At 70.4% G+C, this 21,388-nt stretch carries 26 protein-coding genes and 2 tRNA genes; 21 read left to right on the top strand and 7 right to left on the bottom strand.

All coding sequences use genetic code 11. From position 1 onward, the window contains the following. The first annotated feature begins 24 nt into the window (after positions 1 to 24). Positions 25 to 525 carry a hypothetical protein gene (locus tag ACGFZF_RS34420; RefSeq protein WP_393560770.1) on the top strand — a complete coding sequence of 167 codons (501 nt, stop codon included), beginning with the start codon at positions 25 to 27 and terminating at the stop codon, positions 523 to 525. Between the two features lie 272 nt (positions 526 to 797). On the opposite strand, the gene ACGFZF_RS34415 is transcribed toward ACGFZF_RS34420, so the two are convergent. Then, positions 798 to 1,463 (bottom strand): pentapeptide repeat-containing protein, encoded by a 666-nt coding sequence (locus ACGFZF_RS34415; RefSeq protein ID WP_393560768.1) that lies wholly within the window; start codon positions 1,461 to 1,463, stop codon positions 798 to 800. 97 nt (positions 1,464 to 1,560) lie between these two features. Between ACGFZF_RS34415 and ACGFZF_RS34410 the strand changes: the two genes are divergently transcribed. Together ACGFZF_RS34410 and ACGFZF_RS34405 are read left to right on the top strand one after the other, a co-directional pair. Next, entirely contained in the window at positions 1,561 to 2,724 is a 1,164-nt protein-coding gene (locus ACGFZF_RS34410) for an NAD(P)-binding protein (RefSeq protein WP_393560766.1), read from the top strand. A gap of 57 nt (positions 2,725 to 2,781) precedes the next feature. Continuing rightward, positions 2,782 to 3,786, top strand: a complete 1,005-nt coding sequence (locus ACGFZF_RS34405; protein ID WP_393560764.1) for a zinc-binding dehydrogenase — start codon at positions 2,782 to 2,784, stop codon at positions 3,784 to 3,786. Positions 3,787 to 3,941: 155 nt separating this feature from the next. Here ACGFZF_RS34405 and ACGFZF_RS34400 read toward each other — a convergent pair whose 3' ends face one another. Next, entirely contained in the window at positions 3,942 to 4,418 is a 477-nt protein-coding gene (locus ACGFZF_RS34400; RefSeq protein ID WP_393560762.1) for a GNAT family N-acetyltransferase, read from the bottom strand. A 19-nt stretch (positions 4,419 to 4,437) separates the two neighbouring features. Further along, positions 4,438 to 5,376: an aminoglycoside phosphotransferase family protein gene (locus ACGFZF_RS34395; RefSeq protein ID WP_393560820.1), complete on the bottom strand. Its 939-nt coding sequence runs from the start codon at positions 5,374 to 5,376 to the stop codon at positions 4,438 to 4,440. An 88-nt stretch (positions 5,377 to 5,464) separates the two neighbouring features. Between ACGFZF_RS34395 and ACGFZF_RS34390 the strand changes: the two genes are divergently transcribed. Then, positions 5,465 to 6,856 carry an NAD(P)/FAD-dependent oxidoreductase gene (locus tag ACGFZF_RS34390; RefSeq protein WP_393560760.1) on the top strand — a complete coding sequence of 464 codons (1,392 nt, stop codon included), beginning with the start codon at positions 5,465 to 5,467 and terminating at the stop codon, positions 6,854 to 6,856. A 55-nt stretch (positions 6,857 to 6,911) separates the two neighbouring features. On the opposite strand, the gene ACGFZF_RS34385 is transcribed toward ACGFZF_RS34390, so the two are convergent. Continuing rightward, positions 6,912 to 6,984: transfer RNA gene (locus ACGFZF_RS34385), tRNA-Thr, on the bottom strand. 281 nt (positions 6,985 to 7,265) lie between these two features. Between ACGFZF_RS34385 and ACGFZF_RS34380 the strand changes: the two genes are divergently transcribed. Together ACGFZF_RS34380 and ACGFZF_RS34375 are read left to right on the top strand one after the other, a co-directional pair. Then, complete coding sequence (locus ACGFZF_RS34380) at positions 7,266 to 7,955, top strand: hypothetical protein (protein ID WP_393560758.1); 690 nt, start codon at positions 7,266 to 7,268, stop codon at positions 7,953 to 7,955. Between the two features lie 39 nt (positions 7,956 to 7,994). Beyond that, positions 7,995 to 9,104 carry a helix-turn-helix domain-containing protein gene (locus ACGFZF_RS34375; RefSeq protein WP_393560756.1) on the top strand — a complete coding sequence of 370 codons (1,110 nt, stop codon included), beginning with the start codon at positions 7,995 to 7,997 and terminating at the stop codon, positions 9,102 to 9,104. A gap of 500 nt (positions 9,105 to 9,604) precedes the next feature. On the opposite strand, the gene ACGFZF_RS34370 is transcribed toward ACGFZF_RS34375, so the two are convergent. Continuing rightward, positions 9,605 to 10,417, bottom strand: a complete 813-nt coding sequence (locus tag ACGFZF_RS34370; protein WP_393560754.1) for a protein phosphatase 2C domain-containing protein — start codon at positions 10,415 to 10,417, stop codon at positions 9,605 to 9,607. Between the two features lies 1 nt (position 10,418). Beyond that, positions 10,419 to 11,255, bottom strand: coding sequence for a sigma-70 family RNA polymerase sigma factor (locus ACGFZF_RS34365; RefSeq protein ID WP_393560752.1), 837 nt, complete (start codon positions 11,253 to 11,255; stop codon positions 10,419 to 10,421). 166 nt (positions 11,256 to 11,421) lie between these two features. Here ACGFZF_RS34365 and ACGFZF_RS34360 point away from each other — a divergent pair, with 166 nt between their 5' ends. The 12 genes from ACGFZF_RS34360 to ACGFZF_RS34305 all read left to right on the top strand — a co-directional run bounded on the left by ACGFZF_RS34360 (position 11,422) and on the right by ACGFZF_RS34305 (position 18,384). Further along, positions 11,422 to 11,751 carry a hypothetical protein gene (locus ACGFZF_RS34360; protein ID WP_393560750.1) on the top strand — a complete coding sequence of 110 codons (330 nt, stop codon included), beginning with the start codon at positions 11,422 to 11,424 and terminating at the stop codon, positions 11,749 to 11,751. Between the two features lie 2 nt (positions 11,752 to 11,753). Then, complete coding sequence (locus ACGFZF_RS34355; RefSeq protein ID WP_393560748.1) at positions 11,754 to 13,103, top strand: FtsK/SpoIIIE domain-containing protein; 1,350 nt, start codon at positions 11,754 to 11,756, stop codon at positions 13,101 to 13,103. 76 nt (positions 13,104 to 13,179) lie between these two features. Further along, a complete protein-coding gene (locus ACGFZF_RS34350; protein ID WP_393560746.1) occupies positions 13,180 to 13,848 on the top strand; it encodes a DUF2637 domain-containing protein in 669 nt (222 codons plus the stop codon). 17 nt (positions 13,849 to 13,865) lie between these two features. Further along, on the top strand, positions 13,866 to 14,054 hold the full coding sequence (locus tag ACGFZF_RS34345; protein ID WP_393560744.1) for a mobile element transfer protein: 189 nt from the start codon (positions 13,866 to 13,868) through the stop codon (positions 14,052 to 14,054). 15 nt (positions 14,055 to 14,069) lie between these two features. Continuing rightward, on the top strand, positions 14,070 to 14,228 hold the full coding sequence (locus tag ACGFZF_RS34340) for a hypothetical protein (RefSeq protein ID WP_393560742.1): 159 nt from the start codon (positions 14,070 to 14,072) through the stop codon (positions 14,226 to 14,228). 11 nt (positions 14,229 to 14,239) lie between these two features. Beyond that, positions 14,240 to 14,569 carry a SpdD-like protein gene (locus ACGFZF_RS34335; RefSeq protein WP_393560740.1) on the top strand — a complete coding sequence of 110 codons (330 nt, stop codon included), beginning with the start codon at positions 14,240 to 14,242 and terminating at the stop codon, positions 14,567 to 14,569. A gap of 5 nt (positions 14,570 to 14,574) precedes the next feature. Further along, a complete protein-coding gene (locus ACGFZF_RS34330) occupies positions 14,575 to 15,120 on the top strand; it encodes a GGDEF domain-containing protein (RefSeq protein ID WP_393560738.1) in 546 nt (181 codons plus the stop codon). A gap of 91 nt (positions 15,121 to 15,211) precedes the next feature. Beyond that, positions 15,212 to 15,394, top strand: a complete 183-nt coding sequence (locus tag ACGFZF_RS34325) for a hypothetical protein (protein WP_393560736.1) — start codon at positions 15,212 to 15,214, stop codon at positions 15,392 to 15,394. 5 nt (positions 15,395 to 15,399) lie between these two features. Beyond that, positions 15,400 to 15,624: a hypothetical protein gene (locus ACGFZF_RS34320; RefSeq protein WP_393560734.1), complete on the top strand. Its 225-nt coding sequence runs from the start codon at positions 15,400 to 15,402 to the stop codon at positions 15,622 to 15,624. A gap of 5 nt (positions 15,625 to 15,629) precedes the next feature. Further along, positions 15,630 to 17,033, top strand: a complete 1,404-nt coding sequence (gene repSA / locus ACGFZF_RS34315) for a replication initiator protein RepSA (protein WP_393560732.1) — start codon at positions 15,630 to 15,632, stop codon at positions 17,031 to 17,033. Positions 17,034 to 17,035: 2 nt separating this feature from the next. After that, positions 17,036 to 17,239: a helix-turn-helix domain-containing protein gene (locus ACGFZF_RS34310; RefSeq protein ID WP_393560730.1), complete on the top strand. Its 204-nt coding sequence runs from the start codon at positions 17,036 to 17,038 to the stop codon at positions 17,237 to 17,239. Next, positions 17,239 to 18,384: a tyrosine-type recombinase/integrase gene (locus ACGFZF_RS34305; protein ID WP_393560728.1), complete on the top strand. Its 1,146-nt coding sequence runs from the start codon at positions 17,239 to 17,241 to the stop codon at positions 18,382 to 18,384. Before ACGFZF_RS34310 ends, ACGFZF_RS34305 begins: the two co-directional genes overlap by 1 nt. Before the next feature lie 71 nt (positions 18,385 to 18,455). Here the strand turns inward: ACGFZF_RS34305 and ACGFZF_RS34300 are convergent. Further along, positions 18,456 to 18,529: transfer RNA gene (locus ACGFZF_RS34300), tRNA-Thr, on the bottom strand. 181 nt (positions 18,530 to 18,710) lie between these two features. Between ACGFZF_RS34300 and ACGFZF_RS34295 the strand changes: the two genes are divergently transcribed. From ACGFZF_RS34295 to ACGFZF_RS34285, 3 genes are all read left to right on the top strand, one after another. Beyond that, positions 18,711 to 19,808: a sn-glycerol-3-phosphate ABC transporter ATP-binding protein UgpC gene (locus tag ACGFZF_RS34295; RefSeq protein ID WP_356778644.1), complete on the top strand. Its 1,098-nt coding sequence runs from the start codon at positions 18,711 to 18,713 to the stop codon at positions 19,806 to 19,808. Positions 19,809 to 20,034: 226 nt separating this feature from the next. Then, the gene (locus ACGFZF_RS34290) at positions 20,035 to 20,448 is read left to right on the top strand and encodes a hypothetical protein (protein WP_147978565.1); all 414 of its coding nucleotides are present in this window, start codon (positions 20,035 to 20,037) and stop codon (positions 20,446 to 20,448) included. A 57-nt stretch (positions 20,449 to 20,505) separates the two neighbouring features. Further along, the gene (locus tag ACGFZF_RS34285) at positions 20,506 to 21,222 is read left to right on the top strand and encodes an NDP-sugar synthase (RefSeq protein ID WP_393560725.1); all 717 of its coding nucleotides are present in this window, start codon (positions 20,506 to 20,508) and stop codon (positions 21,220 to 21,222) included. Positions 21,223 to 21,388: the final 166 nt, after the last annotated feature.

The raw sequence follows: 21,388 nt of genomic DNA, 5'->3' as shown, positions 1-21,388 counted from the left end.
CGCCCGCCGTGGGACCATCGATCCGTGCTCGACATCGGCTACTCCCTCTCCCGACGCTTCCCCGATCCCCCGCAGACCGACTACCGCCGCGCGGACGTCCACGCCCTGCGCCACGACCTCTTCTGCGGAGACGTCTACCTCGCCGACCCCAAGGCCGACCGCGAGGTGTCCACAGCCTGGGGATGGGTGCCGGTCCTCGACTTCGCGTGGGCGCTGTGCGACATCGTCGAGCGGCTCGACCGCGACCCGCGCGGCAGCCGGGCCTCGAAGCCGCAGTACGCCGAGCTCGACTTCACCGAGTCCTCCGACCTCATGCACTTCGAGCGCCGTTTCGGCTGGGTGGACGTCGAGGCCGACTGGATGCCGGGCGACGAGGCCCCGCTCACCTTCGGCCACGCCGAACTGCGCCGCGAGGCACGCGACTTCCTGCACGACCTGATCGCCGACCTCACCGACATGCACGAGGGCCTCGGCGACAACCCCACGATCTGGGACCTCCAGGCCCGCTTCCCCCGCATCGCCTAGTCCGGCAGTCCGGTCAGGACGGGTCCGGGCGGGTCCGGTCCGGGCGGGTCCGGGCGATCCCCGAGCACGGCAGCCGGTACCGCACCCCCCGACGGAGGTCCGGCGGGCCTCCGGCGTACCCGCGCCACGCGATCGTGGACGTCGCGGCGCGCCGCCGGCCGGGCTTCCCCGAAGCCCGGCTCGGAAGGATCAGGGGTCGCCGCGTTCGTCCGGTCCGCTCGGACCGGGCGGCAGGCGGCGACTCGGACACCGGCCCCGCACCGGTCACCCGGTCAGTCCTCCACCCGCACCCCCAGCTGCGCCGCGAACACCGGCGCCAGGTCCAGCAGCTGAGCCGTACTGATCACCGCGCCCGCCAGCGAGTCCACCCCGCGCGCGATCTCCAGCCGCTGCACCGTCCGCAGATCCACGTCCTTCAGCCGGGCCGCGCCGAGGTCCACCCCCGTCAGGACGCAGTCGCGGAACTCCACCCGCTCCAGCGACGCGCCGCCGAAGTCCGGCTCGCTCAGCACGCACCCCTCGAAGACGACGTCCTTCAGCTTCGCCGCCCGCAGGTTCAGGTAGTCGATCTTCCCGCCCCGCACCAGCACCCGCTCCAGCACCGCCCCGTGCAGCTGCGCCCCACCGAGCCGCGCGTCGACGATCTCGACGTCACGCAGCGACGCCCCCACCAGATCCGTTCCCACCCCGCGGATCCCGGTGAGCACCGAATCCAGCACCCGCGCGCCGGTGAGCCGCGTCCCGTCCACGGCGCACTCGCGCACCGCGCAGTCCAGGAACCGCGCCCCCGGCCCGTCCTGCTCCGACAGGTCGAGCCCGGCGAACTCCAGCCCGTCGTAGTCCCCGTCCGGCTCCAACGCGCCCTCGTACGCCGTCAGCGGCGGCAGCCGCACCTCCGGCCGCCGCACGACCGCCACCTTCTTCTTCCTCGCCACCATGCCCTCATTGTGAGGTGCGCCACCGACAGCGCCCCGATGTCACGAACCGGGCCACCGCCACCGTCCCCCGTGTGAGACCGACACCAGGGAGCGGCACATGAAGCACATCACCGTCGTCGGAGGCGGGTTCGCCGGACTCACGGCGGCAATCACCGCGGCCGAGGCAGGGTCCAGGGTCACCCTCCACGAGGCCCACCACACCCTCGGCGGCCGGGCCCGCACCGCCGAGGGCCCGTACCGCACCAACGAGGGGCCGCACGCCCTCTACCGCGGCGGACCGCACTGGACCTGGCTGAAGCAGCGCGACCTCCTCGGCCCGCTCGCGCCACTGCCCCTCCGCGAAGCGGCCCGCTTCCGCTTCCACCGCGCCGGGGCCCTGCGCCGCACCCCGCCGCTCGGCTTCCTGCGTCACACCCTTTGTACGGCCGACCAGGCTCCCGTCGGCACCGACTTCCTCACCTGGGCCACCCGCGTCGCCGGCCCCACCGCCGCCCGCACCGCCGCCGCCTTCAGCGCCGTCGCCCTCTTCCACCACGACCCCGGCTCGCTCTCCGCCCGCTTCGTCCAGGAGCGCCTGCACCGCGCCGCCGCCCTGCCGCCCGAGGCCCACTACCTCCGCGGCGGCTGGGGCCAGCTCGTGGACCGGATGGCCGCACGCGCCTGGGACCTCGGCGTACGCATCAAGACCTCCTCCCGCGTGGACACGCTGCCGCTCGCCGACGGCCCCGTCGTCGTCGCCACCTCCCTGCCCGCGGCCGCCCGCCTCCTCGGCGACCCCGGCCTGACCTGGGACAGCGGCCGCACCGTCCTGTTCGACCTCGCCCTGCGCACCCGCGCCGGCGATCCCTTCGTCGTCTCCGACCTGGACGCCCCCGGCTGGATCGAGCGCTTCACCGCCCAGGACCCCTCCCTCGCCCCGGCCGGCCAACAGCTCCTCCAAGCCCAACTCCCCATCGCCCCCGGCCAGTCCAAGGCCGACGGCGTCGCCCACGCCGAACGCCTCCTCGACCTCGCCTTCCCCCGCTGGCGCGAGCGCACCCTCTGGCGCCGCGAGGCCGTCAGCACCGGCCGTACCGGAGCCGTCGACCGCCCCGGCACCACCTGGCGCGACCGCCCCGCGATCGACCGCGGCGACGGGGTCTACCTCGTCGGCGACCAGGTCGCCGCACCCGGCGTGCTGTCCGAGGTCTCCTTCACCAGCGCCGTCGAAGCGGTGTCCCTGGCCCTGCGCGCCCACCGCCTTGACCTCAAGCGCGCTTGAGATTGAAAGCTGGGCTCACCGACGGACCACAGCACCACCGGAACAGGGGAGCCCGCCATGCACGCCATCCGCCTCCACGCCTTCGGCCCCGCCGAGAACCTCGTCCACGAGGAGACCGCCGATCCCGTACCCGGCCCCGGCCAGGTCCGGATCGCGGTCGCCGCGGCCGGTGTCCACCTCCTCGACACCGCCCTGCGCGAGGGCATGACCGGCCCCTTCCCCGCCCCCGCCGAACTCCCCACCATCCCGGGCCGCGAGGTCGCCGGCACCGTCGACGCCCTCGGCGAAGGCACCGACCCGAGCTGGCTCGGCCGACGCGTCGTCGCCCACCTCGGCCTCGCCCCCGGCGGCTACGCCGAACTCGCCGTCGTCGACGCCACCCGGCTCCACGCCCTGCCCGACACCCTCGGCGAGGCGGAGGCCGTCGCCATGGTCGGCACCGGCCGCACGACCCTCGGCATCCTCCAGTTCACCACCCTCGGCCCCGAATCCGTCGCCGTCGTCCCCGCCGCCGCGGGCGGCATCGGCACCCTCCTCGTCCAGTACGCGAAGAACGCCGGGGCCACCGTCATCGGCCTCGCCGGCGGACCCGAGAAGGTCGCCCGCGTCCGGGAGAACGGCGCCGACCTCGCCGTCGACTACACCCGGCCCGACTGGTCCGCACAGGTCCGCGCCCACCTCGACACCCTCGGCAAGGACGCCACCGTCGTCTTCGACTCCGTCGGAGGCGACACCGGCCGCGCCGCCGTCGACCTCCTCGGCAAGGGCGGACAGCACCTCGTCTTCGGCTGGTCGGGCCAGGGCATCCACGACGGCGAACCCCTCGGCTTCACCGAGGAGGAACTCGCCGCCCGCGGCATCACCTCGGAGGGCGTCCTCGGCCCCGTCATGATCCAGAAGGCCGGCGGCGACATCCGCGCCCTCGAACTCGCCTCCCTCGCCGAAGCGGCCGCCGGCCGCCTCCGCCCCGCCGTCCACCGCTTCCCCCTGGCCGAAGCCGCCGCCGCCCACCGTGCCCTGGAGAACCGGGGCACCGTCGGCAAGGTCGTCCTCGTCCCGTAGGCGACCCGCCCGGAACGGCAACGGCAACGGCACCGGCACCGGCACCGGCACCGGCCCACGGAACGAACCCGGCGGCGCCGATGCCCGCGCGCCCCGAACCCGGCGGCCGCGGCGCGCCCGGCCGCCCCCATCCGCCACCGCGCCCGCCGTTGCGCCTACCCCTCCGAGCCGAACGCCGCCAACGCCCCGTCGGTCAGCCGGTAGACCTCCCACTCCTCCTGAGGCCGCGCGCCCAGCGACTCGTAGAACGCGATCGACGGAGCGTTCCACCGCAGCACCGACCACTCCAGGCGCTCGTAACCCCGCTCCACGCACGTCCGCGCCAACTCCCGCAGCAGTGCCTTGCCGTAGCCGCCGCCCCGCACCCCCGGCCGGACGTACAGATCCTCCAGATGGATCCCGTGCACCCCACGCCACGTCGAGAAACTCAGGAACCACAGGCTGAAGCCCACGACCTCGCCCTCGTCCGTCTCCGCGATGTGCGCGAACACCGCCGGGCGCTCCCCGAACAACGCCTCGCGCAACTGCTCCGGCGTCGCCCGCACCTCGTGCAACGCCTTCTCGTAGTCGGCCAGCTCACGGACCATCGCGTGGAGCACGGGGACATCGGCGGGAGTGGCGGCACGAATCATGCTCCCAGCCTGCACCGGATCACCGCGCACGAGAAAGCAGCGTCCGGGCGATGGACACCTGGTCCGCGTCCAGCGCCCCCTCCCCGTCCGCCACGTCCCACAGGGCGTTCTGCAGCACCCGCCCCAGCGTCCAGGCCCGCGCCCGCTCCCGGTCCAGCCCGACGACCTCCGTCAGCAGATCGAAACGCCGGCACGTCACCGCAGGATCCGGATCGAACAGATTCGTCAGCGCCGGAAACAGATCGAACCCCGGATCACCGGCCAGCGGCTTCGGATCGATCGCCAGCCACGGCTCACGCCCCGCCGCCAGCACGTTGTCGTAGTGCAGATCCCAGTGCAGCAACCGGTCCCCCGGCTCCCCCGCGACCTCCCGCAGCGCCGCCGCGCAGTCCCGCACCAGCCGTGCGTCCTCCGCACCCAGCCGCGCGACCGCCCCCGGCACCTCCGCCAGCATCCCGGCCGCGATCTCCCCGAGCCCCCGGAGCCCCGGCGGCGCCGGAACGGCCACCAGACGCGCCAGCAGCTCCGCCAGGATCCCCACAGCCTCCCACGCACCCGCGGGATCCGCGCCCAGCGCCGACAGATGCCTCGACTCGTCCAAGCGCTCCAGCAGCAGCGTGCCCGTCGCCGGATCCTCCGCCAGCAGCCGCACCGCACCCCGGCCGCCCCACACCCGCAACGCCGTCGCCTCGCCCTCGCTCTCCTTGTCCAGCAGCTGCAGCTTCAGCGCGGCGGCGCTCCCGTCGGCCCGGACCACCGGCAGCACCAGCGACGCGGCCCCGTACATCGAAGGCCCCGTCACCCGCAGCCCCCATCGATCGAGAAAGAGCTCCGCGCGGCCAGGCAGCGCCGCGACGAACGCACGACCGGCCTCCCCGTTGAACCGGATCTGGGAAGCGGACAGTTCCTCCGGAATATGGATCACGGACCGAGTATCGGCACCACCCGGCGCCGAGATCCAACGAAATCCGCAGGCCCACGCCCCGCGCCCATCCAGTAACCTCCGGCCCACGCACCCCAGAGGCCCCACAGGGACAGAGGACACCATGAGCAGCACGGTCAACGGCGGCATCTCGTTCTGGTACGCGCAGGAAGGCGCCCCGGCCCCCCGCGAACCGCTGCCCGGAGACACCACCGCCGACGTCTGCATCGTCGGCGGCGGCTACACCGGCCTCTGGACCGCCTACTACCTCAAGAAGGCCGTCCCCTTCCTCAACATCACCGTCCTCGAAGCCAAGTTCTGCGGCTACGGCGCCTCGGGACGCAACGGCGGCTGGCTCTACAACGGCATCGCCGGCCGCGACCGCTACGCCGCACTCCACGGCCACGAGGCCGCCGTCCGCCTCCAACAGGCCATGAACGCCACCGTCGACGAGGTCATCGACGTCTGCCGGACCGAGAACATCGACGCCGACATCCACCGCGGCGGCGTCCTCGAAGTCGCCCACACCCCCGCCCAGCTCTCCCGCCTCAAGGACTTCCACGCCGTCGAACTCGCCTTCGGCGAGAAGGACCGCGAAATCTACGGAGCCCGCGAGACCGCCGGCCGCATCCGCGTCGCCGGCGCCGTCGGCTCCACCTGGACCCCGCACGGCGCCCGCCTCCACCCCGTCAAGCTCGTCCAGGGCCTCGCCGCGGCCGTCGAAGCCCTCGGCGTCACCGTCCACGAGTCCACCCCCGTCACGGAGATCAAGCCCAAGCACGCGATCACCCCGTACGGCACCGTCCGCGCGCCCTACGTCCTGCGCTGCACCGAAGGCTTCACGGCCTCCCTCGCCGGCCAGCGCCGCACCTGGCTCCCCATGAACTCCTCCATGATCGCCACCGAGCCCCTCACCGACGCCCAGTGGGACACCATCGGCTGGAACGGCCTCGAAACCCTCGGCGACATGGCCCACGCCTACATGTACGCCCAGCGCACCGCGGACGGCCGCATCGCCCTCGGCGGCCGGGGCGTCCCCTACCGCTACGGCTCCAGGACCGACAACGACGGCCGCACCCAGCCGCAGACCGTCGAAGCCCTCCGCGAGATCCTCATCCGCTTCTTCCCGTCCCTCGCCGGCCTCGGCATCGCCCACGCCTGGTCCGGCGTCCTCGGCGTCCCCCGCGACTGGTGCGCCACCGTCACCCTGGACCGCTCCACGGGCCTCGGCTGGGCCGGCGGCTACGTCGGCTCGGGCGTCGCCACGACGAACCTCGCGGCCCGCACCCTCCGCGACCTGATCCAGCAGGACTCGGGCCAGTCGGGCCCCACCGAACTGACGACACTCCCCTGGGTCGACCACAAGGTCCGCAAGTGGGAGCCGGAACCGCTGCGCTGGCTCGGCGTCCAGGCGATGTACGCGGCCTATCGCACGGCCGACCGCCGCGAGGCGACGACCCACACGGCGACGACGGACCGCATCGCCACCCTGGCCGACCGCCTCTCGGGCCGCTGACCGCCGGGTGACGCACGAGTGTCCCGGACCTGGGCGGTCCGGGACACGAGTTCCGTGGAGCCCCCTGTCGGGTTCGAACCGACGACCCCCGCTTTACAAGAGAGGGAAGGTCGACCTGCACCTGACCTGCGCAGACGTGTGAGGAGGTGATCCGGAGTCCAGGTCCCGCTGGCATCTCCCTTTCCCCGCAGCTCCCCGCGCGATCTGGCACAGATGTGGCACGGTCCCGCCTTCCCGCCCTGTCACCTATTCCGCACGATGGGCGCTCAACGAGCAGGACGGGCACACCGCGATCACCTTGCCCGTCAACTCCGTTGCTGTAAGCGCACTGTGTGTCAGCGTCAGGCGCTACTCTTGTAAAAATCCTCCCTCATCCGAGGGGGGATAACTATAAGAGCTTGGGGGTTTCATGATCGACAACTTCCTCTCGGCGCCGATCGAGGAGTCGGGCGGATACGAGAGCCAGCTCGCCGACCTGGGCCTTCGATGGAAGTACATCGAGCAAACCCTCCGAATGAGCGAACAAGCGCGACGGACCGGCAAGACGAAGGACGACGCGAAGAACGCTCCAGGCTCTCAGGACTACTTCACCCGCGTCCGGGAGCTCCGATACAGCCTGCGAACCGAACTGGGCTGGGAACCGTACAACCCGCTCCAGGCGCCCCTCATCGTCAACCAAGACAAGACGGTGGGAATCGGGGTCCTACTCGGAGATGCCCGGACTGGCATCCCCGGCTTCCCTCACCCGCGAAGCAAGCGTCCGGCCGGCGTGACCAAGGAGCGCGCCGTCGCCCGCAACCAGGATCTGCAGTTGCCCTTCGAGGAGCCTGAATTCGCCGCGCCAGACATGACACAGGAGGATGTCGACGCGTACTCACAGATGGTCACGTGGTACCTGTTGACTCATCGACACGAGGCCCGAAAGACGGGAGTGGTCACCGTTCGCAGCGAGCTGTCACTTCCGGACAGAGTGGGCTATGGAGGGAAGATCGACCGGTACCAGCGCCGGATCCTGCTCCCCCCCGTCGAGTTCGAAAGTGTGAACGACTACGCTGGCGAGACCACCGGTGACTTCGAAGTTTCCGTGGAAGAGCGCTAAAACAGCAAGGTCCAACGGTGCCTAGGATGACGAGGAGCCATGATCACATCCTCGCGCATCACCACTGCCCGGAAGCGACGCGGTCTTACTCTCGCTGAGCTTTCAACGCGCGTCGAGGTGAGTGTGCAGAGCCTCTCGAACTATGAGCGAGGCCGTACTGAGCCCACGCCTGAAACCCTCGCGAGACTTGCTGCCGCCCTCGACTTCCCCGAGTCGTTCTTCTTCCAACCGGACTTGGAGTCCATCCCCCTGGATGCCGTGTCCTTCCGCGCCCGCAGCAAGCTGGCAGCGGGTCCGCGAGATGCCGCGTTGTGGTCCAGCCGTCTCGCACTGGAGCTGCACGGGTGGATTGAAGATCGTTTCCGCTTGCCTGCCCACGACATCCCAACCCTGGGCAGGCCAGACCCCGAAACCGCGGCCGAGATGCTTCGTGCTCGCTGGGGACTAGGCACAGCGCCGATCAGCAACATGGTGCATCTCCTCGAAGCTCGAGGCGTGCGCGTGTTCTCTCTGCCACCCGAGTACGCGGACGTCGATGCCTTTGCGATGTGGCGCGACGGCACGCCCTTCGTCTTCCTCAACACCTTGAAGACACCAGAGCGAGGCAGGTTCGACGCCGCGCACGAGCTGGGGCACCTAGTTCTGCATGGAGAAGACCGGTCCTTGGCAGGCCCGCAGGCTGAGCAGGAAGCGAATGCTTTCGCCAGCGCCTTCCTCATGCCACGCCGCAGCGTCCTGGAGCACATGCCGAAGGCTCCCTTGGTCCAGCAGATCATCCAAGGCAAGAGGATCTGGAAGGTCGCTGCTCTCGCACTTACCTATCGACTGCATGACCTCGGCATGCTGTCGGACTGGCACTACCGCCGTACCTGCATCGAGCTGGGCAAGCTGGGCTATCGAAAGAGTGAACCGTCCGGCATGGCCGGCCGCGAGAGATCTCAACTGCTCGACAAGGTGTTTACCGCCATGAAGTCCAAGGGTGTGACGCTCCAGCACGTTGCCAGCGAGCTGCATGTCTCGCCAGAAGAGCTCAGCAGTTGGGTCTTCGGCCTGATCGTTACCGCACGTAAGGGCAACCCGGGCACATCCACAGCGCGCTCCGACCTAGCAGCGAGTGAGGGCCGTCCTCGCCTCTCCCTGGTCCAATAGCCAGGTTCGCTGCCTGGGAATGCGACCGGACCATACGCCCACCTACAGCCAGACCTCCCACCCAACTCCCATCCCGTCTGCCGTCGACCCACACGCATGTGGAGCGGGCGCGGTGCCGGGCGTCCAGGTGGAGCGCGCCACTGTACGAACGACCTGGACGCCCGGTGCCGTGTCTGCTCGGCTTGTCCTGGGTCGATGGCAGACGGGATGGGAGTCCTCCACCGCCACACCCCACCGGCCGGCACCCGCGTACGGTGCCCCCGCCATCCCGGAGCCTGAGGCCCCCGCCGGAGGCATGTCGGTGACAGATGGAACCGCGGCCGTTGGGGCTCGGGCTCATGCCCTTGGGCCTATCCCACTCGCAGGGGCGGGCGTCGGCGCAGCGGGGGCGGAGCGGGCCGAAGGCAGGAGCGGCGCCCCGAGCGGAGCCGGGAAGCCCGCCCGGCGGAGCGGAGCGCAGCCGGGTGCTTGATGAGGTAGAGAAACTTGTAACAGCTCCCCTATAGGCAGATGTACGCGATCGTCGCGTCGTCGTGCTGCTTGCTCCGGGGCCATCGGCTGAGGTCGGGGTCGGATCGCTCCGCTTCGCGGACGTGCCGGATCATGTCGTCGGGGCCGTTGCGGGTGAGTTGATCCAGACAGCCCCGCCAGTCCGTCGCGTCGAACGTGGTCACGAGTCGCGCCGCGCCGTCGGTCAGCAGCGCTGCTGCCTGGATATCGGATGCGCTCTCGACGCCGGTGAGAGCCTGGCTTGCTGCTGCCGGGTCGGCCGCTGCCACCCAGTACCCGCCGGGTGTGTTGCGCAGACCGCGTTCCTCACTGACGAGGGCCTGATGGGCTGCTCTCTGTGCCGCAGATCCAGGAGTCGTGGCTGCCAGAGCCTCGCGGGCTTGCGATGCCACGAGGGCAAGACGGTCGTCTGTCGTGGCCGTAACGATGCCGCTGTTGTTCACCAGGAGCGTGCAGTCCCCGAGGACTAGCCATTCGAAGAGATCACCTCGCACCCGAGCAATGGCCACCGTCGCCGACGGCGAGAGCGGATCATCGACTGCGCAGGTGTCTCGATGCAGACCAGCCGTAAATTCGATCGCCACGGCCAGGCACTCGGCGAGCGGAGACTCCCGCCGGGCGGCCTCGGCGTGGAGGCGGGTGCCCAACTGCTCCACGTACCAGGCGACTCCGTGACTGCATCCCGACTCCATGCCGGGCGCCATGCCGGCGCCGTCCAACACCACCACAACAGTGGGACTGGACAGTACAAAGTCCTCGTTGGCCCCATGGGGTCGCGCGCAACTGACTTGGCGTACGCGCACGTTAGACGGTCTCGTGGATCAGTACGTCGCTCAGGGCTCGACTTCCGGTGATCGCCTTGGTATCCGGCTCGTAGTCCGCGGTGACCACCATGGAGAACGGGGCGGTACCCGCCTCCTTGTAAAGGCTGGCAACGTTCTCGGCGAGGAAGTGGGCCACGCCCAACGAGCCCACAGCGTGAACGCCCGCGATGAGGAGGAACGTGCCCTGCCCGTCAGGTCTGGGCAGTCGGCCGAGATAGGCGATGTCCGTGGGCGTCGGGGCTTCGGGGCTGTCGCTCGGGGAGGTGTGAACCGTGCCGCTTTCCCGCTCGATCAGGGCCCAGCGCCCGTCGGGCAGGGTCTCGAATGCCAACCTCGGGTCGTTGCCCAGAGCCTCGGCGGTGACGGGCGAGGTCTTGGGTCCGCAGACGACGATGAGGTCATCGCGGTTGAGGTCGATCTCGCCTGAGGTCGGGATGTAGCCCAGGTCCCCTTCGAGCTGGAGCTGATGGGCCAGTACCAGCAGCTTCTGGCCCGTGGAGCTGTCTTCGAGCGCCACGTAGTCCCGCTCTCCCGGACGCATGGGGACGAGTACCTGTACATCCTGGGTGCCGAGGAACGCTCGTTCCGGCGGTGGGCCGGCGTCTCGGAGCTGGGCCACGCGTGCGCGGCTGACGCCCATCAGCTTCGCTACGTCCGCCATCGAGTGCCCGTGATCGCGGAGCCAAGCGATGCTCTCCTTGCGCATGCGTGAGGTCTCAACAACGGCGGCTTGGAGCTCCCCCATCAGGTCCACGGCGGCCTTCACGCGGAGCGCGTGATCTTGCATGGCGGCGACGCGCCGCACTTCGTCAATCACGGCGAGCACCTCGCGGAACCGGACGGGGGACTGTGTTCATACCCAACATGCTAAGGGGGGGTTGACACCTCGCACCAGTCGCGTGCATCTTGGGTGGTAACCCCCCCTTAACGCAGTGGGGGTTCAACGCTCGGGCTGTTAAGCCCCCCTTACCGGGAGAGTGAACATGCCGTCCTTCAAGATCGACCTTTCGACTGCCGTGGTGTTCGTCGCGACCGCTCCCACGCCGAAGCTCGTGAGCAAGCAGACCGGTGAGCGCGCCATGGACCGGGAGACCGGTGCTGCCCTGTCCACGGTGGGCCTGCTGATCTCGGACGAGGGTGAGGGCAACCTCTATCAGGTCACCGTGCCCGAGACCGGTCTCCCCGACGGGCTGACGCCGGGCATGCCGGTGTCGGTGATCGGGCTCAAGGCGCGGGACTGGGAGAACAACTTCAACGGTCAGGCCCGGCACGGCATCTCGTTCCGCGCGGTCGCGCTCACGGCCGGGGTCTGAGCATGACCGACCTGTCGACGTTATGGGAGGTTGGCCTCCCTCTGGCCGGTGCTGCCGGTGGCCTCGGCTACGCAAAGGTCCGCGCGCCGCGCGTGTTCTGGTCGCTGGTGGGACTGCCGTTGACGCAGGTGCGGTTCGCGATGACGTACCGCTCCACGATGGACGTGTGCGGGCTGACGGTGCAGCCGTCGCGTCTGCGGGCGTTCATGGTCCGCACGGTCGCCCGTCGCAGCGACGTTCAGCCGGTGCCGCCGAAGATCCGGCGGGTTCGGGGTTCTGCGACCGGGATGCGGGTCACGCTGCGTCTCCCGGCCGGTCTTGAGCCCGCCGATGTGGTCGCGGCGTCCGAGCGGCTGCGGCACGCCTGGGGTGTGCACTCGGTCAACGTGGTGGAGACCAAGCCGGGGTTCGTCGAGCTGAGGATGACTGGCTATGACGTCTTGCGGCGGGTGAAGATGCCGCGCCGTGTTCCTTCCGGACCGATGACGGTTCCGGTCGCGCTCCGGCAGGACGGCACGGCGTTCGTCCGGGACTACCTGAAGGTCCCTCACGCGCTGACGCTCGGCGCCAATCAGTCGGGCAAGTCCATGTACCAGCGCAACCTGATCGCCGGTCTCGCCCGGCTCCGGGTCGCCCTGGTCGGGATCGACTGCAAGCGCGGTGTCGAGCAGCGCGGATACGCACCCCGGCTGTCGGCTCTCGCGACCACGCCCGAGGAAGCGTCAGGGCTCCTGGATGCGCTGGTGGAGGAGATGGAAAACCGCTTCGACCTGCTCAGCAAGTACGGCGTTGCCGATGTGTGGGCTCTGCCCGAGCAGGTGCGGCCGGTGCCGGTCGTGCTCCTGGTGGACGAGGTCGCGGAGCTGTTCCTCATCACAGCGAAGAAGGACGAGGAACGTCGGGACCGTATGGTCACGCAGATGATCCGCCTTGGGCAGCTGGCCCGCGCGTCCGGCATCTTCCTGGAAGTCTGCGGCCAGCGGTTCGGATCCGATCTCGGCAAGGGCGCCACCACGCTCCGCGCTCAGCTCACCGGCCGTGTCGTCCACCGGGTCAACGACAAGCAGACCGCAGACATGGGCCTGGGCGACATCGCCCCCGACGCAGTGGTCGCCGTGACGACGATCCCTCCCGACCGGCCCGGTGTCGCGGTGGCCGGCGACTCCTCCGGCGGCTGGTCCCGCATCCGTACCCCCGAGTTGAGCGCGGCCGACGCCGCGGCGACCTGCGCCCGGTTCGCGCACCTGACCCCGGCTCTTCCGCGCCTGGCGACCTATCGGCCGGTGCAGCTGGTCGCGGGCAAGCCCATTCCGCCGATGCCGCTGTTCAAGCCGGCCCCGGCAACCGACTGACCCTCCACTCTCACGGGTTGGCGTGACCTCCTCGCGCCAGGTCCCTACCCCTGCCATGCCTGAAAGGAGGTGAACCGTGTTCCGTACCCTCCGCTTCGACGCCGTGCTGATCCAGGCCGTCATCGCCGGGGCTCTGTCGTTCTCCCACCTGCACGACCTGGCGCAGGCTGCCGGACAGGACGGCTGGAAGGCCTGGGCCTACCCGGTCAGTGTCGACCTGCTGCTGGTCGCCGCCTGGCGCCGGATGCGCGCGGACGGGGGCAACCACGATGCCTGGCTCTGGTTCGCCATCGCCCTCGTCGCATCGCTCGGCGCCAACGTCGCCACCGCCGGAATGCTCGACATGAACAACGTCCCACCCTGGCTGCGGATCCTCGTCGCCGGATGGCCCGCGCTCGCGTTCCTCGGCGGCACGCTCCTCGCCCACGCACACACCCCAGCACCAAAGCCGGAACCCGAGCCCGTAGAGGAACCCGAGCCGGAGCTGACCGTGGAGCGCGCTCCGGAACCAGCACCCGAGCTGCCGCCGGCCACTCCCGAATTCGAGGAGGGACCGCCCGCTCTGCCGGAGCCCGCGTCCTCTGCTCCCGCCGTGCCGGTTCCGCCCGCGCTGCTCGACCACGCCCGGAAGATCGCGGACGCCCACCATGCCCAGACCGGCGCCCCGATCGATGCCGAGACTCTGCGCAGCCGACTCGGCATCCCGCCCGCTCTCGCGGACTCGATCGCCTTCCAACTCACCTGATCCGAAAGGAGAGACCCGTGCGTCCGAACCGCTTCTACAACGTCGCCCGCTTCGGCCCGGTCCGCGTCGGCACCCACCACGACGGCCGCGGCCGTAGCAAGCACACCGCCGTGTGCTCCGCCCCCGGCTGTGACTTCTCCGCCGACTACTTCACCCGCGCCGCTGCCGAACTCGCCGCTCGCACCCACCGCTGCAACCCCCGCTGACAAGGGAGACCCGTCATGGACGTTCCGCTCTGGCTCGCCCTGATCGTCGTCGGCGCCCTCGGTATCAAGCTCATCCGCCCGCCCTGGTGGCTCGTCGTCGTGATCCTCCTCGGCGGCTACCTCCTCGCCGACAGTCTCGTCGCCCCGCTCATCGACAACACCATCAACCAGTAGGGAGAACCGCCATGCTCCGACCGCGCGTCCCGGTCAACCCGCTCCCGACCGGCAACACCACCCCGCTCCTCCAGCCCACCGCCCCCGCGACCGCCGTCGAGTCGACGGCCTGCCACCACGACCACACCCCCGCCCCGGTGCCGGTCGCCACGCCCCGCTCCACGGTCCAACTCACCCCCGGCAGCGCGATCGCCCTCGCCGCCGGCGGTGGCGGGGTGGTCCTGGTCGTCGGAGCCGTCCTGGTCTCGCTGCTCCTCGCGGTCGCCATCACCGGCGTCTCCGTCGCCCTGATCGCGGTCGTGCTGCGGTTGCTCGTCCGCGACATGCAGAAGGGCCGCTGACCTTCATGGACACGTACACGATTGCAGCCGCGGGCTTACCGACCCTCGGGTGGGCCCTGCATGGCGGACTGCTCTGGCGCCGCCTGGCCACCGCCCGCCGAGACCCGCTGACCGGCCTTCACACCCGCGCCGGATGGACCGCCCGCGCCGAACGTCTCATCGCCAGGCACCCGGGAGCGCTCGTGCTCCTGGTCGACCTGGACAACTTCAAGACCATCAACGACACCCACGGCCACGCCGCCGGGGACGCGGTCCTCACCGCCACCGCACGACGGCTGAGCAACTGGTGCGGACACCACGGCATCGCCGCCCGCCTCGGCGGAGACGAGTTCGCGGCCATCATCACCAATCTCGGCGCCGCCAACCTCTTCGGCCTCTGGTCCGCCCTGGATCAGCCGGTCACCCACAACGGCCACGTTCTGCGGGTCTCGGCTTCGGTCGGCCACTGCTCTGCCGATGACCTGCCGATCCCGACCCTCACCGACGCCCTCTCGGCCGCTGACGCGTCGATGTACGCGGCCAAGGGCCACGGCAGGCGCAACACACACTGAGCGGCCCCCGGAGCGGCCTCGGTCGCCAAACTTCCGCCGCCCCGGGGCGCCTCAACCCACTTCAGATCTAACGGACCCGAAAGGGAAACCCATGATGCCCCAGGCCCCGACCCCGCGCGTCTGCTCCCACTGCGACGGCTTCCCCGTCGTCCACATCACCACCGGCACCACCACCCCGGACGGCCGGCGCCGCACCCTCCCGGCCACCTGCCCGGTCTGCAAGGGCACCGGCACCCGCACCACGTCGGCCCCGCTCGCGTCGGCCGGGCGGTGACCGGCATGAACCATCTCTCCATCTCTGGACACCTGACGCCGGAGACCCGCTGCCGTGTCACCCGCTTCGCCGACAGCTCCCGCCCCTTCGTCAGCCTCCGGGTCGAGGGCGAAGCGATCGAAATCGCGTTCCTCGCCTCTCCCGGCTCCGCCGAGTCCCTGCGTGCCCTCGCAGCTGCCGCGACCGAAGCCGCCGCCGCTCTCGACACCCTCACCGCGCACGGGAAGTGACCACGTTGACCGACACCGCCACCGCGGCGGGCCTGGACCCGGCCACCCTGAGCGATCTGCTCCGGGTGGCCGGGTCCCCCGGCTTCGACCGCCTCACCGAACAGCTCCGCCGCACCGGAGGGTGCGCCGCCCCCATCCGCCTCTCCGGCGGCACCAAGCTCCTCGACCCGGCCACGAAGACCGTGCTCCACACCTACTCAACCGACACCGAACCCGGCGGGGTCCTGCGGGTCGCCTGCGGCAACCGCCGCGCCTCCCGCTGCCCCGCCTGCGCCTGGACCTACGCCGGAGACACGTACCACCTGATCCGCGCCGGGCTTGTCGGCAACCCCGACAAGGGCATCCCCGACACAATCCGCGACCACCCTCGCGTCTTCGTCACCCTCACCGCCCCGTCCTTCGGCCCGGTCCACAACCGGCCCGGCACCCGGCCGTGCCGCTGCGGGAAGCAGCACCAGGAGGACGCGCCCGAACTCGGCACTCCACTCGATCCCGAGACGTACGACTACGCGGGCGCGGTGCTGTGGAACAACCACGCCTCAGAGCTGTGGCGCTACTTCACGATCTACCTCCGCCGCGAAATCGCAGCCCGCGCCGGCCTCACACAGAAAGCCGCCCGCGAACAGTCCCGCGTCTCGTTCGGCAAGGTCGCCGAGTACCAGAAGCGCGGCGCCGTCCACTTCCACGCCGTCATCCGATTCGACGGACCAGACGGCCCCCACACCCCGCCCCCGGCCTGGGCCACCCTCGAACTCCTCACCGGCGCCATCCGGGCCGCCGCCGCCCGCGTCCAGGTCACCCTGCCCGCCGCGCCTGAGTACGGCGTGAACCAGGACGTGGAGTTGGCATGGGGGAGTCAGCTCGATATCCAGCCCATCGGCGCCTTCGGCCAGGGCGAAGACCTCACCGAACAGGCCGTGGCCGCCTACGTCGCCAAGTACGCCACCAAGGCAGCCGAGACCACCGGGTCCGTGGACCACCGGGTGGGCAACAAGGAAGCCCTGATCCTCCTGGGCGTCCCCGACCACCCCCGGCGCCTCATGGAAGCCTGCATGGACCTCGATCCGGCATACCCGGACCGACGACTCCGCGCCTGGGCCCACATGCTCGGCTTCCGCGGCCACTTCTCCACCAAATCCCGCCGCTACTCCACCACCCTCGGCGCCTTACGCCAGGTCCGCGCCGACTACCGCGCCGCCCAGCAGCGCACCGCCCTGGGCCTTCCCGACCCCGACGAACACCCGGAAGCCACCGTCCTCGTCGTCGCCCACTGGAGCTACGCCGGACACGGCGCCACCCCCGGCGAGTCCTGGCTCGCCGCCAACATCCGCCGCGACATCCAGCACAACCGCGAACACGCCCGCGAGATCCGCGCCCAGCTCGAAGCGTCCACCGAAGAGGAGTGGTGACCATGTCCGCGCGTCTGCTCACCGTCGAACAGGTCGCCGAACTCCTCGGCACCTCAGTCCGGTTTCCTCGACGCCTGATCGAGGAACGGCGCATCACCTTCGTCAAGGTCGGCCGGCACGTCCGCATCCCGGAGCCCGCGATCGAGGCGTACATCGAGACCCACACCGTGCAGCCCGTCGAGCGTCGCTACGGAAAGGTGGCCTGATGGCGAACCGCAAGGGCCAGCGCCGCCGGTTCGGCACTGTGCGACAGCTCGCGTCCGGCCGCTGGCAGGCTCGCTACCGCGACCCGCTGTCTGGCGAGACCAAGTCCGCACCGCACACCTTCGACACGAAGACCGACGCCCTCATATGGCTGACCACAATCGAGGCGGAGATCATCCGGGGCACCTACCAGGCCCCCGACGCGGGCAAAGTCGCCTTCGGACCCTACGCGGACGACTGGTTGAAGCACCGCAAGCTGGAGGACCGCACCCGGGAACGGAACGAGAGCGTCATCCGGCTGCACATCAAGCCGACTTTCGGCGCCGGGACGCTCGCCGCCATCACCACACCCCGCGTACGAGCCTGGCGGACCGCCCTCCTGGAGGACGGCGTGGGAGAGCCGACCGTGGTCAAGGCGTACCAACTGCTCCGCGCGATCCTGAACACGGCGGTGGACGACGAGCTGATCCGTCGCAACCCGTGCCGGATCAAGGGCGCCGATCGCTACGACGTCCCGGAGCGTCCCGTCCTCACCGTGGCCGAGGTGTACGCCGTGGCCGACGCCATCCGACCGCACCATCGGGCGCTCGTCCTCCTCGCCGCGTTCACCACGCTCCGCTTCGGCGAGCTGGCTTCGTTGCGTCGTCGGGACCTTGATCTGACCCGCTCCGTGGTCCTGGTCCGACGTGCCCAGTCCGAGCTGCAGAACGGCACGCTGGCCGACAAGGCTCCGAAGTCCGCTGCCGGTGTCCGGCCGGTCGCCTTCCCGGCCGAGCTCGTCCCCGAGCTCGCTCACCACCTGGAGCACTTCGCCGGCGCCGGGCAGGACGGCCACCTGTTCCAGGGTCCCCGCGGTGGGCTTCTCCGCCGGAGCAACTTCCGGGACGACTGGACCGCTGCCCGCACGAAGGCCGGCGTCTCTGGGGACGTGCACTTCCACGATCTCCGCCACACCGGGAACACCCTGGCCTCCAGCGCCGGGGCCAGCACGCGGGAGCTGATGACGCGGATGGGCCACAGCACGACCCGGGCCGCACTGATCTATCAGCACATGACGAGCGACCGTGATCAGCACATCGCGGGGAAGCTCGGGGAGATGATCCGCCAGGCCCGGAAGGACGGGAATCCCCCGCCTTCTGGCACGTAGGTGGCACGGCCGTGATCATGCGAGAGGGCCAGCGCCGGGGAAAAGTCCCCCTGCGCTGGCCCTTTGCCTTGAGCCCCCTGTCGGGTTCGAACCGACGACCCCCGCTTTACAAGAGCGGTGCTCTGGCCAGCTGAGCTAAGGAGGCAGCGACTGCAGTGTATCCAACGACCGTCGCGCACCGGTCGGAAATATCACTGGCCTTCGACTACTGACAGATCAGCCCTCGCCAGGTAGCGTCACCCGAGGTTCACTCCGGTGGACTAGACCCATCCTTCCTTCCACTCGGATCGTCCGGCACGTTCCTGCCGGTGAAGGGACACATCACCATGGCCTCCGTCACTTTCGACAAGGCGACCCGGCTCTACCCGGGTTCCGACAAGCCCGCCGTCGACCAGCTCGAGATCGAGATCGCCGACGGCGAGTTCCTCGTCCTCGTCGGTCCCTCCGGCTGCGGCAAGTCCACCTCCCTGCGCATGCTCGCCGGCCTGGAGGACGTCAACGGCGGCTCCATCCGCATCGGTGACCGTGACGTCACCCACCTGCCGCCCAAGGACCGGGACATCGCGATGGTGTTCCAGAACTACGCGCTGTACCCGCACATGACGGTCGCCGACAACATGGGCTTCGCGCTCAAGATCGCCGGCGTCAACAAGAGCGAGATCCGCGCCAAGGTCGAAGAGGCCGCGAAGATCCTCGACCTCACGCCGTACCTGGACCGCAAGCCCAAGGCGCTCTCCGGCGGTCAGCGCCAGCGTGTCGCGATGGGCCGCGCCATCGTGCGTGAGCCGCAGGTGTTCCTCATGGACGAGCCGCTGTCGAACCTCGACGCCAAGCTCCGCGTCTCCACCCGTACGCAGATCGCGAGCCTGCAGCGGCGGCTCGGCATCACGACGGTGTACGTGACCCACGACCAGGTCGAGGCCCTGACCATGGGCGACCGTGTCGCCGTGCTCAAGGACGGTCTGCTCCAGCAGGTCGACTCGCCGCGCAACATGTACGACCGTCCCGCCAACCTCTTCGTCGCCGGCTTCATCGGCTCCCCGGCCATGAACCTGGTCGAGGTCCCGATCACCGACGGTGGCGTGCGGTTCGGCAACAGCGTCGTGCCGGTCTCCCGCGAGGCGCTGTCCGCCGCGTCCGCCAAGGGCGACACGACGGTGACCGTCGGCATCCGCCCCGAGCACTTCGACGTCTCGGGCGCCGACAGCGACGCCGGCCTGGCCGTCTCCGTGAACGTCGTCGAGGAGCTCGGCGCCGACGGTTACGTCTACGGCTCCGCGCGCGTCGGCGGCGAGGACAAGGACCTGGTCGTCCGCGTCGGCGGCCGCGCCGTGCCGCAGAAGGGCTCCGTGCTGCACGTGGTGCCGCGCGCCGACGAGCTGCACGTCTTCTCCACCTCGACGGGCGAGCGCCTCTCCGGCTGACCCGGAAGCCACCGCCGTACGGCCTCGCATCGGTTGCCGATGCGAGGCCGTTCGCGTACACCGTCGGCGCGTCGCGCCTATGTCGACAAATACCCCGACACTACGGGCAATTCGGGCGCCACTTCCGTCCCGGCGTCAACACGGGATTCGAAAAGACGCTTCGAACCATCCCTCGCGAGAGTGACTAAATGTCGCCATATCATCACCGCCCGCTACGCTCGCCTGCGTGACGCACACTGCCCGCCGTATCGGCCGCTCTCTCGCACTCGTCCTGCCCGTCGTCCTGGTGCTCTCCGGAACGCTCGCGGTGTCCGCCGTTCCGTGGGCCGGCCAGAGCTCCGGGACCCAGATGCTCACCGCATCCTCCGAGGACGTCTCCGTCCCCGCCAAGTCCCGTGCCCCGCAGGATATTCTGCGCGACCGGCTCCTCGCAGAGCTTCAGGAGAAGGACCCCGGAACGGCTCTCACCCACCTCCAGCGCGAGGTCGAGAACCGCCCGTCGCTCGCCAAGCACTGCATGTCCATCGCCAAGGCCCTCGGCCGCGCCGCCGTGCAGCACTACGGCCCCGCCCGCGCCCAGTCCTTCTCCCGCCCGGTCTGCGACACCTCGTTCGCGACCGGTGTGATGTACGCGAGCTGAGCGCCGCCACGCCGGTCGACCCGATCGGCCCCAGGGAGTGCGCCTATCGTTCGCGGTATGCAGACCTCCCCGACGCAGGCCGTGATCCTGGCGGGTGGCCAGGGCTCGCGCCTGCGCCCGTACACCGACGACCGCCCCAAGCCGATGGTCGAGATCCCGGGCACCGGGACCCCGATCATCGGCCATCAGCTGTCCTGGCTCGCCTCCGAGGGCGTGACGGACGCCGTGGTCTCCTGCGGTCATCTGGCCGAGGTGCTCCAGGACTGGCTGAAGCAGGCCGCCCTGCCCCTCCGGGTGACGACCGTCGTCGAGCCGGAGCCGCTGGGCCGCGGCGGCGGGCTGAAGTACGCCGCCGCGCACCTGCCCGAGCCCGGACGGCCCTGGTACGCCACGAACGGCGACATCTGGACCCGGTTCTCCCTGCGTGAGATGGCCTCGTTCCACGACGAGCGGGACGCCACGGCGACCCTCGCCCTGGCCCGCCCCCGCATCCCGTGGGGCGCCGTCGAGACCGACACCTTCGGGCACATCACCGACTTCATCGAGTCGCCGCCGTCGCCGTATCTGATCAACGCCGGCGTGTACGTCTTCTCCGCCGCCTTCACGGACCTCCTGCCCGACCGGGGCGACCACGAGCGGACCACGTTCCCCCGCCTGGCCCGGGAGCGCCGTCTGGCCGGCTTCCCGCTGCCCCAGGGGGCCTACTGGCGGGCGATCGACACCGCGAAGGACCTGACCGAGGCGGCGAAGGAGCTGGCCTCCCAGGGCACCTGACAGCCCCGGGGCATCCCGGCGGCCCCAGGAGCGCCTCGCCGGGTCCCGGGGGCGGAGACGGGCCGGAAGCGCCGCGCCGGGTCGCCCGGGCGGTCGGAGGGCCGCCGGGAGCCTCACCGGCCCGGGGCGACCCCGCAGGCCGCCGCGGCGGCCGTTCCACGCCGAC

It is taken from the genome of Streptomyces sp. NPDC048338 (assembly GCF_043201055.1).
GTDB lineage: Bacteria > Actinomycetota > Actinomycetes > Streptomycetales > Streptomycetaceae > Streptomyces.
This window is presented reverse-complemented; position numbering and strand designations above follow the sequence as displayed.

Bases quoted from the DNA above. Each gene is read 5' to 3' on its own strand.
- ACGFZF_RS34360 (WP_393560750.1), top strand. From the start codon at position 11,422: ATGCCGTCCTTCAAGATCGACCTTTCGACTGCCGTGGTGTTCGTCGCG.
- ACGFZF_RS34355 (WP_393560748.1), top strand. From the start codon at position 11,754: ATGACCGACCTGTCGACGTTATGGGAGGTTGGCCTCCCTCTGGCCGGT.
- ACGFZF_RS34295 (WP_356778644.1), top strand. From the start codon at position 18,711: ATGGCCTCCGTCACTTTCGACAAGGCGACCCGGCTCTACCCGGGTTCC.
- ACGFZF_RS34330 (WP_393560738.1), top strand. From the start codon at position 14,575: ATGGACACGTACACGATTGCAGCCGCGGGCTTACCGACCCTCGGGTGG.
- ACGFZF_RS34390 (WP_393560760.1), top strand. From the start codon at position 5,465: ATGAGCAGCACGGTCAACGGCGGCATCTCGTTCTGGTACGCGCAGGAA.
- ACGFZF_RS34305 (WP_393560728.1), top strand. From the start codon at position 17,239: ATGGCGAACCGCAAGGGCCAGCGCCGCCGGTTCGGCACTGTGCGACAG.
- ACGFZF_RS34335 (WP_393560740.1), top strand. From the start codon at position 14,240: ATGCTCCGACCGCGCGTCCCGGTCAACCCGCTCCCGACCGGCAACACC.
- ACGFZF_RS34340 (WP_393560742.1), top strand. From the start codon at position 14,070: ATGGACGTTCCGCTCTGGCTCGCCCTGATCGTCGTCGGCGCCCTCGGT.
- ACGFZF_RS34285 (WP_393560725.1), top strand. From the start codon at position 20,506: ATGCAGACCTCCCCGACGCAGGCCGTGATCCTGGCGGGTGGCCAGGGC.
- ACGFZF_RS34415 (WP_393560768.1), bottom strand. From the start codon at position 1,463: ATGGTGGCGAGGAAGAAGAAGGTGGCGGTCGTGCGGCGGCCGGAGGTG.
- ACGFZF_RS34325 (WP_393560736.1), top strand. From the start codon at position 15,212: ATGATGCCCCAGGCCCCGACCCCGCGCGTCTGCTCCCACTGCGACGGC.
- ACGFZF_RS34405 (WP_393560764.1), top strand. From the start codon at position 2,782: ATGCACGCCATCCGCCTCCACGCCTTCGGCCCCGCCGAGAACCTCGTC.
- ACGFZF_RS34380 (WP_393560758.1), top strand. From the start codon at position 7,266: ATGATCGACAACTTCCTCTCGGCGCCGATCGAGGAGTCGGGCGGATAC.
- ACGFZF_RS34310 (WP_393560730.1), top strand. From the start codon at position 17,036: ATGTCCGCGCGTCTGCTCACCGTCGAACAGGTCGCCGAACTCCTCGGC.
- ACGFZF_RS34375 (WP_393560756.1), top strand. From the start codon at position 7,995: ATGATCACATCCTCGCGCATCACCACTGCCCGGAAGCGACGCGGTCTT.
- ACGFZF_RS34410 (WP_393560766.1), top strand. From the start codon at position 1,561: ATGAAGCACATCACCGTCGTCGGAGGCGGGTTCGCCGGACTCACGGCG.
- ACGFZF_RS34400 (WP_393560762.1), bottom strand. From the start codon at position 4,418: ATGATTCGTGCCGCCACTCCCGCCGATGTCCCCGTGCTCCACGCGATG.
- ACGFZF_RS34320 (WP_393560734.1), top strand. From the start codon at position 15,400: ATGAACCATCTCTCCATCTCTGGACACCTGACGCCGGAGACCCGCTGC.